Raw genomic sequence first — 13429 nt, 5'->3', positions numbered from 1 at the left:
AAATACTCATCTATTATCTCCAAGCGCATGCAAATAAACACAACTGTTAATCTCGTACTACCGTCTGATCTGGATGATTCTCGCGCCCAAATTTTCAATAGCTCGTACCGCAGAAGAATCTTCATATTTAAGCGGCGTCTCTCCTTGCATCTCCGCCTTCACGACTTGTTCGTCGAAAGGCACGAAATCCAGCATGTTCAAGCTGTTGTTTTCAGCGAATTTCTTAATCGCGTCCTTCTGCGGTTCGCTTGCCACCTTATTCCCAATTAGAAAAACCTGTTTAATGCCTGCTTCCTTGGCTAGCCTATGGATGTGCTTAGCAGTTTCCAAAGATTTTATGCTGGAGTCTGCAACGATCAACATAGTGTCGACATGCTTCGCGGTTCCTCGACCCAAATGCTCGACACCTGCTTCCATATCGAGAAGCACCACCTCGTCCCGCTCCACCACCAAATGGCGAAGCAAAGCGCGAACAACAGCATTCGCAGCGCAAGTGCACCCTGAGCCCATCGATTGTACTGTTCCCATCACTATTAAATTCACATTACAAGGAGTTTGAACAGAAAAATCTCGAACAATGTCGTCTACGGTGAAAGAAAGGCGGTAGACGCCTGAGACCCCAGTGTTTGTTTTTGATTCAACTAGCTCTTTGTTTTCCGATATCGGCACTAAATCTCGTGCTTTCTTTAGCGGTAGACCCAAGGTTAAGGCAAGATTCGGAGAAGGATCAGCATCAATGGCAATTGTCTTTAATCCCTTGCTAGCGAAAGAGCAGGCAAGGGCTCCTGCAATTAAGGTTTTGCCCACTCCGCCCTTCCCAGAAACCGCTATTTTCACTCGATATTCCTCGTTTTCACCCTTTTTTCTCCTAGTGGCTTATTTACGTTTCCTGAAGTAGAGCAGATCTTCCTAGAAGTTTTGGGAAACTTCTTGAATTCTGAATAGAAGTTTTTTCGTATTCTCTCGCATCGTATAACGAATTGTTAACTGACCGCCTTTACTCAATGATGGAACTTTTTCAACGATTTTTGCCGATAGAAGCACTCTTAAATGCTTTTCAATAGTTGATCTGTGTCGCTTCAACTCTCTTGCTATCTGACCAGGATTAGAAACTCCTTTTTGTATACATTCCAAAATTTGTAATCTTGATTTGGAAGCCAGTGCTTTCAAAATCCTTTCAGTTTTCTCATAGCCGCTAATACTAAATGCCTCCTACAATTAGGCATAGTATTTGCCATTTAGCAAATAAGTTTGCTTATTGGCAGAAAAAATTTGCATAATACCTAAGAATTTGCTATAAGCGTCGGAAAGGATTATTTTGGAGCAAGGATCATTGGAATGGTAAAGATGCGATGTCTCATGTTTCATCCCAGAGTCAAAGGCACATATTATGAGATGGGTTACAAATACGGAAGCATCTTGTACAAGCACGGGTTCAGAGTCTCGGAACAATCAACTGAAAAGCTCGATTTTGGAAGAAAAAGTGAAAAAGAGGTTAGACGAGTTTTTCCAGAAATCTTGGAGGAAATACAGGGATTCGCAGAGGCTTGTCACGCTTCATACGAACAGCTGACAGCCTTCTTCCTAAGCATTGGGGCTTTCAAAGTCGAGCCTATGTGCAGTGTGTTCGCAACATTCAACGGTTCTGATGTTGTATTTGGACGCAACTATGACTCCTACTACAGCTTTAAAAAATACATCGCAAGCTATCTCACCCTTCCTGAAGATGGCTATGGGAGCTTGGGTCATTCAGACATTTTTGTTGGAAGAGAAGACGGCGTAAACGAGAAAGATTTAGCAATAGCCATGACAGGGGTAGCAGAAAAAATCATCAAACCAGGCATCAACTTCCCCCTCATAATAAGATGTGTCCTTGATAAATGTGCAAACGTGGAAGAAGGTGTCAAAACTCTTTCAAATGCACACTTCTCAACCACAAGTAACTATTTGGTCGCTGATAAGGAAGGTAACATGGCGGTTATTGAAGCTTCTCCAGACAAAGTAAGAGCCCGCAACCCCGAAGAGGGCGACAGCTTCATAGTCTGCACTAACCATTTTCTGCATCCTGAAATGCTAGAAATGGAAGACCAAAAAGAAAGATCTGGACTGAACTGGGACTCGGTACCCAGATACACAACGATTTATGATGCACTCAAACAACATGATGGAAAAATCGATGTCAAAACCGCCCAGAAAATCTTGTCGAACCACAGCGGATACGTGTGCTCCCACCAGAAAAAGATTCAACTCGGCACGATCTGGTCAATTGTCGCCACCCTGAAGAAACCTCAAATATTTAGGGCGGAAGGACATCCATGCAGAGCAAAATACAAGCCAGACCTCCGTCTAAACAAAGCAATTCGAATCCTCAAAAGGCATTGAGACCTCCATAACAAGCGTGCATATTAATTTTAGCTGAAGGTGGAAGGCACGGCATCAAAAGTTGCAATATTCGAACTCGATGAAAATGTTCAAAGATCGCTTAAACAAGCTCTCAAACTAATCGAGAAAATCGACGATTTGAACACGGCAAGGAGATCTGTCGTTATCAAGCCAGGAATCTTCGACCATAAGAAGAAGAACCATCCCACAGTCAACATAGTTAATGCAATCATCAATAGCTTCAACAGAGCTCCACATATCTTCATAGCGGAGTCAGATAATTACAAAGGGACTGGCTCAGAACGACTGCAAATCTATAAAAAGCTCTTCGCTGAACGAGTTGTACCGTTCAACCTCTCCGATGATATAAACACTAGAGAAGTCAGCATAGCCGATGAAAAAATGAGCTTCTCAAATATCCTCTTCAAGCCCAACGTCCTAGTAAGCACTCATACATTACGCAAATATGAGAAAGGAACTGTCTTGAAGAATCTATTGGGCTTGATTCCAGAACGAAAGAAAGCGAGGCTACACAAGAAGCTGGTAACAGTCCTCCTTGACACCTATGAGGCGATAGGTGGAATAGACCTCGCCATCCTAGATGGCACTTACACCTATTGTCCGACCTCGGATAAAGGAATAAAGACAAACATCCTTTTGGTTGGCAGGGATGCAGTTGCTGTGGAGGTTGTTGGAGCCACTCTTGTTGGCTTGAATCCGGAGAAAATGCCATTGATACAAGAAGCCATTAAAAGGGGCCTCGGAGAAGGAGACGTAAACCAAATTGAAGTTCTAGGAAGTTCCTTGAAAAGTCTTAAAGAAAGAATTCATCAACAATTGAAAAGCCTAAAGAAAAAAAGAAGTTAGCGAGTTTGATTTCTCATGCTTAATTTAAGATTGAAAGACTCTTACTTTGGGATGGGCATAAGTACAGCGCGTATGCTAAAGAGGAGTAGAGGAAATTTTCGGATTTCCGTGGCATACCTCTGGTTTAAATCCTTGTTGCGCTCGCATCACCATAGTATATTGACATTGTGCCTCAAGCGGGTTTTCGAGCCCTAATAACACCGTCCCCATTCGGTAGCGTATCGCGCTCAATTAGCTTGAAGCCTACCTCGGTCAGCCAATCTCTGTGCTCTTGTTCTGTGTAAGGAGCAGGAACGTCATACGCGTTTAGATAGACTATACCATGCCCTACCTCTTCTAGGGGGGAAATTCGTGAGTTATCCAGAATATGGCCAAGAATGTAGATTACCCCACCTGAATTTATCACTTCGCTTACGGTTTTAATTACGCGACGCGCCTGATCTGGCGAAAGCACTTGGATAAGTGCTCTTAAGACTGCGACATCAAATGAACCAGTCAGTGGATCACACACCACGTCAGCGGTCATGACTTGAACCCGATCAGTGGCGCCTGCTTCCTCCACGAAACGTCGTGTGACCGGCGTAACGGATGGAAGGTCTGCTACCGTCGCCCGAATATTGGGGCAAGCCTCGGTTATCGCGATGGTAAGTCCACCCGAGCCCCCACCAACATCCAACAACGTGCTGTAGGAGGAAAAATCATATCTCGCCACCAGCTCGAGTCCTGCTCTGACGGCAATTGGGCGTGTGCAGCGAAAGAGCGATTCCAATTCTTCTTCTGACTTTTCTGAGAAATCATACTTTGCCTGTGGTATTCCTGTTCGAATCGACTCTGCAGTCTTGAGGGCAGCGTCCCAATTGCCGAGCATTATTAGTGGATTGATGTATGCATGGTCTCCTATATAGTAGGGGCTTTCTCGGACTAAGAAATGGTTAGCTTCATCTGTGTTGGAGAAAATATCTCCTTTCATGGTCAGCAGCCTCGCAGCCATAAGAGCATATAGAAGCGGCTTTAGTTTGGCAGGTTTGGTACCTATCGAGTCGGCAAGCCGCTCAGCGCTCAAGGGTCCACCTTTGAGAGTTGTAAACACGTCAAGTTGCATTCCTGCCAGCATCGCAAAGGATGGATAGACTGCCGTTGCAAGCTTCTTGATGATCTTTGGTTCAAGGGATGAGAGTGATTCGTGGGTCACTACTTCTCTCCTCCAGCGGCGTTATAGGGATGTGAGAACATAAGTTTTATGCGCGAGGAGTCTTTGGGAGAAAATTCCAACCTGTGGTGCAGCACTAACCCCATCACCACTTCAAGATGAACTTACAATTGGATTTCTGGGTTCAAGGAAAAATCAAGGGTTTAAACCGGGTCTCGAACTAACTCTCGGCTATTATTTCTAATGGTGCAACATAGAACAGAGTTTTGTTTTAGACGGGAGGAGTGGGATTTGAACCTTCCCTACAAGGGAGCGCGCGCATTCCTATAAAGACAGTTATCTTTGTATTTCATGGAATTCTTCCAGAAAAATGGGGAGTTGCGGGAGATGTCTCCAGCCTAGCTGGAAACCGCTATTTTCACTCGGTTTTCCTCGTTTTGGTTAGGTACCTAGTTACCTATTTGCCTTTCCTCAAGTAGAGCGATTTCGTCTTTGTCACGAAAATAACTAAGTCTCCAAGTTAAGAGAGAATTTACGTAATTTGGAATGTTCAATAGCATAGTGGAGACAAACGCATCGAACTGGAAAGAGGAGGTTCCAGACTCAAAGGATTTAGTTATTGTTGAGTTTTGGCATCCACAATCTCCCTACTGCAAGATGGTTGAGCCGGTTTATGTTGAACTTTCAAAGGAGTTTGTAGGCAAACTGAAACTCGCGAAATTCGATGTCATGAAGAGCCTAGAGAGCCAAGAGCCTGCTGCCAAATATGGTATGATGGGTACACCTACTTTGAAGTTCTTCTGTCAAGGAAAACCTGTTCAAGACATTGTAGGTGTACTGACGAAGGATTATCTGCGCCAAGGAATAGAATTCGCGATCAAAAAACACCGCGAATGTGCAGAGAAGAGCGCGCCTTTAAATCTGCCATACATAAGCTGATTCAAGAACTATTGAAAGGACCTGCAGTTTGCGGAGGATGACCACAATGAATAGAAATGACTATCTCCACTCAGCTTTTTTCTGTATGTTTCAGTGTTGTTACTCTGAAGCGAGAACTAATCGTTCCGAACCCACATCAACTTCAACAATCTTACAGTTTTCTATTGTCTTAGTAACACCTAAGACGTCTTTTAGCAGCACCTTGTTTCCCTCATGCTTAACGTAGACTGCGTCTCTGTAAACGATTTCTTTATTCAGAAACACTGTGAATTCGCACATGTTCTAAACCGTTCATGGTAGAATGAGAAAACTAATATAAGTCTTGTCGCTACGTGCAACGACTAGAAGTTGAAAAGACTAATAATCCTAAGTAGTTATGCAGACTTCATGCTTGGTGAGGTTAAGGGTTGAGTAAGAAGATCTTGGAAGAACTGAAAGATGCTGTTGTTGTTGGTAACATGAAAAAGGCAAAAGAAATTGCTGAACAGATAATGAACCGAGGAATCGCAGTCAATACGGCCTTGGACACACTAATGAAAGCCATGAAAACTGTTGATGAACGTTACGAAAGAAGGGAATACTTCGTTATTGACGTTGCGTCTTCTGCCTCAGCGATGCGGGAAGCTTTCAAAGTTCTTGAGCCATATTTAGAGGCTGAACCCGCCACAGTGAAAGGGAAAATCGTTATTGGCTCGTTGAAAGGGAACATTCAAGGTTTAGGAAAAGACATTGTAGCCGCGACACTTCAATCAGCAGGTTTTCAAGTTATTAATTTAGGCGAAGACGTCGCTCCTGAGGACTTTGTAAAGGCTGTAGTTCGTGAAGAAGCACAGATTATAGCTATTTCCATATCCATGGAAGAAACAATCCCATACCTAAAAGTAGTAGTGGACATTTTGAAAAAAGAAAACCTACGAGACAAAATAAAAGTGATAATAGGAGGCAACACGGTTTCCGAACAGACATGTAGAGAGTATGAACTTGATGCTTACGCAGTTGACGCGCAAGACTGCTTGAAAAAAGTCAAGGCTTTGCTCACTAAAAGATTTTGTAAAGCGGATGGTTCTTGACCAGCGGTTTGGTTCCGAAACGTTTCATAGTATAGTAAGCAATTATCGCGTCGTTGACAGCACACGCAGGAATCATGTTCTTAGCTTGTTTTATTGGTCCATAGATGAGGAAATCTGCACCCCAACACTGAGCAATTGTGTGCGCAGATGCGTTGGATGCTGCAAAGCCCTCTCTTAAAACTGAACCTTTCAACGCCTGTTTCCAAGAGTACATTGCGTTTGCGGGTGAACAACCAGCAGGATATCCTAGTTGTTCTTTCACAAGTTTGATAGCCTCTGCGGCGTAAGAGATGCTAGGTACATCGAAAACTATTGTATCTATAAGGATTTTTTCCACCTTTGCTTTTTTTGCCATGCCAAGCAGTCCGATATATTCTGTCGAACCTTCCAGTATGCTGATTCTGCCCTCTGGAGAGTAATCGAATTCGTTGAATGCCATTGCAACCGCCGCGTTGACGCCAGCATCTTTGATGGCTACTAATTCGTTTTGTGAGGTTTTAGGCGTAATTCCGTTGAATATCACGTATTTCTCAAGGTTAAGTTGTTTAACAGTATCTAAAGCAGCTATTCTCGTCTCTGGATTAGCGCCGTCAATTAGAAAAGGAGTATTTGTTTGCTCCGAAACGAAGGCAATGTATCTCCTTATTGCTTCTGGATACATTGCCATAATGTCTAGAAAGTGGGGCACTCCGCTTTTCTCGGAAATCGTCTCAGCAAGTCTGATCCATTTTAAAACTGTTTTTTTGTCAAAACTGCCTTCTCTGTGGTTTGAAACTTCTGGCATGCCTTTATAGAAGATGTTGCCGATTAGAACGGTAGGCAATTCTCCAGGCTGTCCACCGATTCTGAAGTTGTTGATTCGGTAGATTTTCTGTTTTGCTTCTAGCGTGAACAGTTTTGTTTCACCCTATCACTGTACAGCTGTGCTTTCAGCATTAATTATAGTGCATTCACATTTTAAATCTCGCTTGCGCGCACAAGCGAAGGAACTCACAAATCTAAACAAATAACTGTCCTTCACACTCGTCAGCTAATGCCTTCTCAAACTCGAACACATTTTTGATCCTACTCAATGTTCCAGATGAAACATCATGAGCTTCCAATGCATCCCGCGAACGCAGCTCCTTAAGAACTCGTGCTACAAGAGTAAGAACGTTTTGCGCATTTGAAATGCTCTATTGTTCTTTCTCGTCTTATACCTGTATGTTCACCAGAAATGGTTGAAAACCAACGAAACGCCTTTTCATTTCCACATTTAGGACATATCCGAGAAACTTTTGTGTAGTCGTTGTTGCGTTTGTCAACCGCATAAATTACACTGGAATCCTTTTCTGTTTGGCTTTTTAGTTTCGCTTTTAGCTTTCAGAGCTTCTTGCTTAAATGCGCTGGTTGAGCGTGACTCATTAATCAATCATTAGCAAGTTACACCGGCTTGAATGTTGATTCTTTTGGCTTTGCTTTAAGCGCAGCTGGCACATCAACTGTTCTGACGATATTCTGGCTTCGAATCAGGTATATTGGCATTCCATCAGGGTTACATTTCTTAAGTCGTTTCACGCCATTCAAGACTAGCTTGACCTTCAGAGTTGTCCCATCAGAAAGCTTGTATGTGTTCCAATATTCTTGCTCATCTGTGAAATCAACTTCACTTCCTTCAGCTAAATCCCTTTGAGTTATCCTTATTCCAGGTGGTTGACCTCTACTCAATTATATTCACACAACCTAAATTAAGTTCAATGCCATTAAACGCAGTTCAAGCCTATAAATGTTTTTGAAATATAGCAAACCTACTTCAATAACATGAACAACCAAAGCAAATGGAATTCTTAGTCTAAAAAAGGGGAGTTAAGAAGCGCTCCACCTTAACTGAAGATACTATTCTTGAAATACTATTCTCCAGACCCAGCATGCTAGTAAAGCATGCATAATCTTTCAATAGCAAGCACGATAATAAAACTTATATTCAACGGAATCTTCCTTCAACACCACTAGCTTACCAGAACAACACCATGTAACAGGTAAGTCGCAACACTCCTTACGTGGTTTCCATTTTGGTGGCTAGCACCGCATTAAGGGACGAACCGTACAGATGTCAAGATGGCTTACAGAAAAAGCGAGAATACAAGGAAAACAGCTACTAAGATTTGGTGAAGAAAGCCAGCAACATCAGATGGCTTTTGAGCAGGAAATCCCTGTTAAAGAGGAAAAGAAACTTGAAGTTATGATTGGCGGCATTGGAAGTCACGAAGACGAAACGGCAAGAATGCGAAGATTTCAATTTTTCGTGCTTGAATCTAAGACCAGCGAAAGATTAATGGTCAAAATAGCTAATGCCAACAGAGAATTCGCCCTAGCGGAAAAAGTAAATGATACGGGAGGAGAAAAATGAAAATAAAGGATTTAAGAAATGGATTGAAGCGAGTAGACGTGGAAGCAAAAGTCCTTGAAAAAACCGCAACGCGCGAAGTCACGTCTAGATACAAAAACGAAACATTGCGCGTAGCAACGGCGATTATAAGTGACGACACTGGACAAATAAAACTAACATTATGGAACGACCAAATCGAAGAAGTCAACGAAAACGACACAGTTAAAATCGAAAATGGCTACGTAACCTCGTTCCGCGGAGAAATCCAACTCAACGTCGGTAAATATGGACAATTAACCGTGATGTAACTTCGAAACCTTGTGCCAAAATGTCTATTAATGAATTGAAAAGAGGTGAAAGAATGCAGTATGGAAGTAGTGGAAGAAGAGGCGGCAGAAACTTCGGTTCTGAACGTTTTCCTCCAAAACCAGTTGAAATAGGAAAAGAGTATGACGTTGAAATCCTAGAGATTAGTCGCCGAGGCGAAGGAATAGCGCGAATCAAAGGTTTAGTATGCTTTGTGCCAAACACGAAACAGGGTGACCATGTGAGAATACGCATAACCAGTATAAGCAGAAGATTTGCTGAGGCAGAGGCAGTCGGAGAGGCAGAAGAGAAACCTGTCGAGGCTGAGACAGAGGCAGTTACAGAGGAAACTGAAACAGAAGAGATCGCTGAAGCAGAAGCGGTTGAAGAAGCAGAAGAGAAACCTACAGAGGCAGTCGGAGAGGCAGAAGAGAAACCTGTCGAGGCTGAGACAGAGGCAGTTACAGAGGAAACTGAAACAGTTGAGACAACTGCAGAAGGCGAATCCACGGAAGAAGAAACCGAATAAGAAAAACACGACAGACTACGACGTTCAATTTTTCAATATTTTTTTTACCATTTAGGCTCTAAGACAACCTTCGCGGCTTTTTTTGAGTTAATTAACTCGATGCCTTCCTCTACGTCCTCCATGGCAAGTTTGTGCGAAATTATGGACGCAATCTTATTTCTAAACTCTGAATTGGAGAGTAAACCCTTGACTTGATGCCAAGTTTGGAACATGCGTCTGCCAGAAATGCCATACACCGTTGCCGCCTTGAATATCATGGCATCGTTGAAATCAAACATGACTGATGTATCGAAGAGCCCTAGCAAGGAAACTCTTCCACCAGGCGTTAGTATCTCGAAGGCTTGCTTCAAAGCCATCGGAGATCCTGACATTTCTAAAGCAACATCGACGCCGTTTCCATCGGTTTCGGTAAGTATTCTCTGAGGAATGTTCTCGCCTTCCTCTCTGGCGCTAAGAACGAAGTCTGCCCCCATTTTCGTAGCTAAATCCATGCGCATTTTGTTTGAACCACCTGCAGTGGCGAAAATTCTTGCCGCGCCTAACGTCTTAACGACAGCAATAGCCATCAATCCGATTGGGCCGCAGCCTAAGACAGCGACGTCTTTTCCAGCAATGTCTTCAACATTGTCCTTCGGCAAGACTGTTTGAACGGCATTTCCCAAGGGTTCTTGGATGGATGCAACTGCTGGATCAAGTTTCGGGTCGTTTTTCCACGCGTTTCTCTCGGGTAAGGCAACGTACTCTGCAAATACGCCGTCTCTGTCAACACCTAATATTTCCATATGTCGACAAACGTGCATGCGGTCGGTTTGACATTGATAGCAAGTGCCGTCTACTATGTGTGTCTCTGCGGATACAAAGTCGCCAACCTTTACACTGGTTACGTCTACGCCTATATCTATAACCTCACCGCAAAACTCGTGTCCAAATATTAATGGGATTTTCCTCATTCGTTCCTGTGCCCACTTATTCCAATCCCAAATATGAACATCTGTGCCACATATTGCAGCTGTTTTAACTTTTACAAGAACTTCGCTTCTTTCAATCTTCGGAATATTCACAATAGTGACTTCTGCGCCAGGTGCTCGTTTTGTCTTAACAACAGCATACATATTCTTCATCTCTCCGTATGCATACAAGCTGGCATAAGCTTGAGAGAAATAATCCATTTAGCTTTTATGCTAAAAAACTTATCTAAAACAAGCTTTGCAAAATCATATGTAACATGGGCCGTTTGAAATTAAATCCACGTTTATTTTCGGTTGCTTCATCCAGCTCCGTGCGGGCTCCCTTGAGGCATACATACATGCAGGGGGGGAGGGGGGTAATTAATCCCGGGATTAATTTCACACCCTTTTTCTAGTGAGATGCCGCCTAAGCCTAAGAGACGTCCAGACATTGCTTTTTGGTTCGACGAGGAATCGTCCATATGCACAAATCATGAGCTTTGCCTGAAAAGTGAGAGGGTGGGATTTGAATCCCTCCTCACAGTGGATGCATGCATACGGTGAATCGATATAAGTATGTGTCACATTCTATGTGTTGGTGTTTGTATTTGAAAAAGTCTGTTCTATACTTCCCTGGTCCTGGAGAGGTTAATACAGATGAAACGCTTAAAGAAGCGAAGATTCGTGCTGATGAGCTTGGCATTAAGCATATAGTAGTGGCCAGCACAAGAGGCAATACAGCGGTTAAAGCACTCGAGGTTTTCAAGGGTAACAGCGTTGTAGTAGTACCCCATGTTACGGGTCTCAAGGAACCCGGCGTACAAGAACTTATCAACGAAATTCAAGAGAAGATTAGAGCGAGTGGAGGCAAAATAGTGATAGCTACGCATGCTTTCTCAGGGGTAAATAGAGCTATACAAGCCAAGTTTGATACGATGTTTCCTGTGGGCATTATAGCGCAGACGTTGCGGATGTTTGGTCAGGGAACGAAAGTAGCAGTTGAGATCGTTGCGATGGCCACGGATGCTGGAGTAATTCCTGCAGATAAAGACGTGATAGCGATTGCTGGTTCAGGAAGGGGTGCAGATACTGCTGTTGTCATCAAGCCTGCAAACTCACATAGACTCTTTGACACGGTGATCAAGGAGATTATCGCTAAACCCTGCCAGCTCTAGACAGAGAGCACGCGCTCGTTAATGGTGTGTAAGCTTCTAAGGAAGGACCCGCTACAAATTCGTTTCGAGTACCCACGGGCCCGCCACTTTTAGGCAAGTCTCATAATTTGTGCATATTAGTTTCACTTCTCCAGAACTGAAATTTGATTCTAGATTCCTAGTTTCTGATTTTTGTCAGGAATATCTATGTATTTCTTCATCAATTCAAAGCTTTGTTCTGAACAGTGCACCATCATTTAAGAAAATCATGGGAAATTCAGGATTTTTCAACCGTTGAAAAACGGTTGTTCAACCTTTTAATTCATGTGTTCAATTTGAATCGGGTGTGGATATCCCCTGGTGTTGGCTCGCTCTCCCTCTTACGCGCTCGAACCCTGCGTTTCGAGGCTTCTGCGGAGAATATGGGACTGCGCCTGAGCTCCTACGAGTCCTAAGCACCCTTTGGTCTGTTCCCCGATGCCACAAGCGTCCATGTCTGGTTTTCTGAATTTGCATGCATGCATATGAGTGCCCGTTTACTAACAGTTTTTAGAAAAAAGAGAGTTGCGTTTGCTTATCTGTATCGTGAAGTGACATCTTCAATTTGGCCATCTTCAAAAGCAAAAACGTTCAGTGTGATTCTTGGTCCCCAATTCCAGCTTCTGTAACGTGAAGTGTCATTCCAGAAAGCTGTAGGACTGGGATCGACGTGAGTCCAAACGCCATCCAATTTCACTTCCGCCCATGTATGAAAACCGTGACCAATCTGATAGAATTGCCGGGAAACAACGATTCTGGCCTCATAGCCAAACGCCAAACAGGCAGCTATATAAACAATAGTGAATTCTCCACATCTGCCTTTCCCTTGGTTCAGAATCTGTTGAGGCTTAGAGTATCGCGTAAAGCTCTCCTCGGACCAATTGAGATTCTGACTTGTCCAGTTCAGAAGTTCAATAAAGTTGTGGGATCCATTGATCTTATTGCGCATGTATGCTTTGGTTTCAGAACTGTTCAGGTCTTTCATTACGCCCAAGTAGTACGTCTGGAAATTAAGCCAAGAGCCATAGAAAAACGCTATAACGACAGCCGCGATTATTGATACACACACGAGAATTTTGATTTGCCTTCTCGAAAGCTTAGGGCGATGCATCTCAACTGATCGTTTTGTTGTGGTTTGATATAGGCTTTGGTATCAGCGGATATTGATGGTCAGTTGAAAAAAGAAAAAAGGGAGTTCGCGGGGAAATCGGGAGACAGCTCCACTGCTAACATAGAAAAGCACAACCATCGCATTTCCCGTTTCCATGTCGTCTCTTTAGCTTGTTTGCACGCGCGCGCATTGATTTTTCCTTGCCTATCTAACAGGAAATACTCAGTGGTTTTCATGCTAGTGCATCCTCTATCATTCTTGCGACATCTACAAGCGCAGTTTTATCGTCCGCATGTACTTGCAGGATGTGTTTTTTGCCTCGGTGTTCATTGTCATATATGTAGATTGTGAATCGGGGCTTACCTTGGGATACTTTTATTGGCATTACTAATTTCTCCTTCAAGTTCTCTTTCTCGTTTTATTCTCCATCTCTCAGCCCGAGCCTTCGCATGCATCTCTTATGTCTCTCTCCTATATACTTGTGCGTTTTTAGTAAGTTAACATACGGTTAAACCGTATGCTCCAAATTAGGAACTACGTAGACACCATGATATTTCCATCAATTGA

At 43.2% G+C, this 13429-nt stretch carries 16 protein-coding genes and 1 pseudogene; 8 read left to right on the top strand and 9 right to left on the bottom strand.

The genetic code is table 11. From position 1 onward, the window contains the following. Positions 1 to 57 precede the first annotated feature (57 nt). Both NWE91_09230 and NWE91_09225 read right to left on the bottom strand, forming a co-directional pair. Positions 58 to 837: an AAA family ATPase gene (locus tag NWE91_09230; GenBank protein MCW3986568.1), complete on the bottom strand. Its 780-nt coding sequence runs from the start codon at positions 835 to 837 to the stop codon at positions 58 to 60. A 72-nt stretch (positions 838 to 909) separates the two neighbouring features. Continuing rightward, entirely contained in the window at positions 910 to 1170 is a 261-nt protein-coding gene (locus NWE91_09225; protein ID MCW3986567.1) for a helix-turn-helix domain-containing protein, read from the bottom strand. Between the two features lie 189 nt (positions 1171 to 1359). Between NWE91_09225 and NWE91_09220 the strand changes: the two genes are divergently transcribed. Then, complete coding sequence (locus tag NWE91_09220) at positions 1360 to 2382, top strand: C45 family autoproteolytic acyltransferase/hydrolase (protein ID MCW3986566.1); 1023 nt, start codon at positions 1360 to 1362, stop codon at positions 2380 to 2382. 39 nt (positions 2383 to 2421) lie between these two features. Next, on the top strand, positions 2422 to 3249 hold the full coding sequence (locus NWE91_09215; GenBank protein ID MCW3986565.1) for a DUF362 domain-containing protein: 828 nt from the start codon (positions 2422 to 2424) through the stop codon (positions 3247 to 3249). A 172-nt stretch (positions 3250 to 3421) separates the two neighbouring features. Here NWE91_09215 and NWE91_09210 read toward each other — a convergent pair whose 3' ends face one another. Continuing rightward, positions 3422 to 4441, bottom strand: coding sequence for an acetylserotonin O-methyltransferase (locus NWE91_09210; GenBank protein MCW3986564.1), 1020 nt, complete (start codon positions 4439 to 4441; stop codon positions 3422 to 3424). 504 nt (positions 4442 to 4945) lie between these two features. Here NWE91_09210 and NWE91_09205 point away from each other — a divergent pair. Further along, positions 4946 to 5338: a thioredoxin gene (locus NWE91_09205; protein ID MCW3986563.1), complete on the top strand. Its 393-nt coding sequence runs from the start codon at positions 4946 to 4948 to the stop codon at positions 5336 to 5338. 99 nt (positions 5339 to 5437) lie between these two features. On the opposite strand, the gene NWE91_09200 is transcribed toward NWE91_09205, so the two are convergent. Then, complete coding sequence (locus NWE91_09200) at positions 5438 to 5617, bottom strand: CooT family nickel-binding protein (GenBank protein MCW3986562.1); 180 nt, start codon at positions 5615 to 5617, stop codon at positions 5438 to 5440. A 128-nt stretch (positions 5618 to 5745) separates the two neighbouring features. On the opposite strand from NWE91_09200, the gene NWE91_09195 reads away from it, so the two are divergent. Further along, positions 5746 to 6408: a cobalamin-dependent protein gene (locus tag NWE91_09195; GenBank protein MCW3986561.1), complete on the top strand. Its 663-nt coding sequence runs from the start codon at positions 5746 to 5748 to the stop codon at positions 6406 to 6408. Here the strand turns inward: NWE91_09195 and NWE91_09190 are convergent. After that, on the bottom strand, positions 6377 to 7276 hold the full coding sequence (locus tag NWE91_09190; protein MCW3986560.1) for a tetrahydromethanopterin S-methyltransferase subunit H: 900 nt from the start codon (positions 7274 to 7276) through the stop codon (positions 6377 to 6379). The two genes, NWE91_09195 and NWE91_09190, sit on opposite strands and share 32 nt — an antisense overlap. A gap of 554 nt (positions 7277 to 7830) precedes the next feature. Then, complete coding sequence (locus NWE91_09185) at positions 7831 to 8115, bottom strand: hypothetical protein (GenBank protein MCW3986559.1); 285 nt, start codon at positions 8113 to 8115, stop codon at positions 7831 to 7833. Between the two features lie 382 nt (positions 8116 to 8497). Between NWE91_09185 and NWE91_09180 the strand changes: the two genes are divergently transcribed. The 3 genes and pseudogenes from NWE91_09180 (at position 8498) to NWE91_09170 (ending at position 9377) form a co-directional block, all read left to right on the top strand. Further along, on the top strand, positions 8498 to 8797 hold the full coding sequence (locus NWE91_09180) for a hypothetical protein (GenBank protein ID MCW3986558.1): 300 nt from the start codon (positions 8498 to 8500) through the stop codon (positions 8795 to 8797). Beyond that, complete coding sequence (locus tag NWE91_09175; GenBank protein MCW3986557.1) at positions 8794 to 9084, top strand: OB-fold nucleic acid binding domain-containing protein; 291 nt, start codon at positions 8794 to 8796, stop codon at positions 9082 to 9084. Before NWE91_09180 ends, NWE91_09175 begins: the two co-directional genes overlap by 4 nt. Positions 9085 to 9137: 53 nt before the next feature. Continuing rightward, positions 9138 to 9377: pseudogene (locus NWE91_09170) on the top strand (TRAM domain-containing protein). A 278-nt stretch (positions 9378 to 9655) separates the two neighbouring features. Here the strand turns inward: NWE91_09170 and tdh are convergent. Further along, positions 9656 to 10732 (bottom strand): L-threonine 3-dehydrogenase, encoded by a 1077-nt coding sequence (gene tdh, locus NWE91_09165; GenBank protein ID MCW3986556.1) that lies wholly within the window; start codon positions 10730 to 10732, stop codon positions 9656 to 9658. A gap of 434 nt (positions 10733 to 11166) precedes the next feature. On the opposite strand from tdh, the gene NWE91_09160 reads away from it, so the two are divergent. Continuing rightward, complete coding sequence (locus tag NWE91_09160; protein MCW3986555.1) at positions 11167 to 11733, top strand: hypothetical protein; 567 nt, start codon at positions 11167 to 11169, stop codon at positions 11731 to 11733. Between the two features lie 553 nt (positions 11734 to 12286). Here NWE91_09160 and NWE91_09155 read toward each other — a convergent pair. Together NWE91_09155 and NWE91_09150 are read right to left on the bottom strand one after the other, a co-directional pair. Next, complete coding sequence (locus NWE91_09155; protein ID MCW3986554.1) at positions 12287 to 12862, bottom strand: transglutaminase-like domain-containing protein; 576 nt, start codon at positions 12860 to 12862, stop codon at positions 12287 to 12289. Between the two features lie 232 nt (positions 12863 to 13094). Beyond that, positions 13095 to 13247: a hypothetical protein gene (locus NWE91_09150; GenBank protein MCW3986553.1), complete on the bottom strand. Its 153-nt coding sequence runs from the start codon at positions 13245 to 13247 to the stop codon at positions 13095 to 13097. Between the last annotated feature and the right edge of the window lie 182 nt (positions 13248 to 13429).

This window comes from Candidatus Bathyarchaeota archaeon (assembly GCA_026014805.1).
Taxonomy (GTDB): domain Archaea; phylum Thermoproteota; class Bathyarchaeia; order Bathyarchaeales; family SOJC01; genus JAGLZW01.
Note: the sequence above shows the minus strand (reverse complement) of the source record. Positions and strands in the feature narration are given on the sequence as shown.

Coding starts and splice junctions, on each gene's coding strand:
- NWE91_09220 (MCW3986566.1), top strand. CDS start 1,360: ATGTTTCATCCCAGAGTCAAAGGCACATATTATGAGATGGGTTACAAA.
- NWE91_09205 (MCW3986563.1), top strand. CDS start 4,946: ATGTTCAATAGCATAGTGGAGACAAACGCATCGAACTGGAAAGAGGAG.
- NWE91_09200 (MCW3986562.1), bottom strand. CDS start 5,617: ATGTGCGAATTCACAGTGTTTCTGAATAAAGAAATCGTTTACAGAGAC.
- NWE91_09180 (MCW3986558.1), top strand. CDS start 8,498: ATGTCAAGATGGCTTACAGAAAAAGCGAGAATACAAGGAAAACAGCTA.
- NWE91_09175 (MCW3986557.1), top strand. CDS start 8,794: ATGAAAATAAAGGATTTAAGAAATGGATTGAAGCGAGTAGACGTGGAA.
- tdh (MCW3986556.1), bottom strand. CDS start 10,732: ATGAAGAATATGTATGCTGTTGTTAAGACAAAACGAGCACCTGGCGCA.
- NWE91_09155 (MCW3986554.1), bottom strand. CDS start 12,862: ATGCATCGCCCTAAGCTTTCGAGAAGGCAAATCAAAATTCTCGTGTGT.
- NWE91_09150 (MCW3986553.1), bottom strand. CDS start 13,247: ATGCCAATAAAAGTATCCCAAGGTAAGCCCCGATTCACAATCTACATA.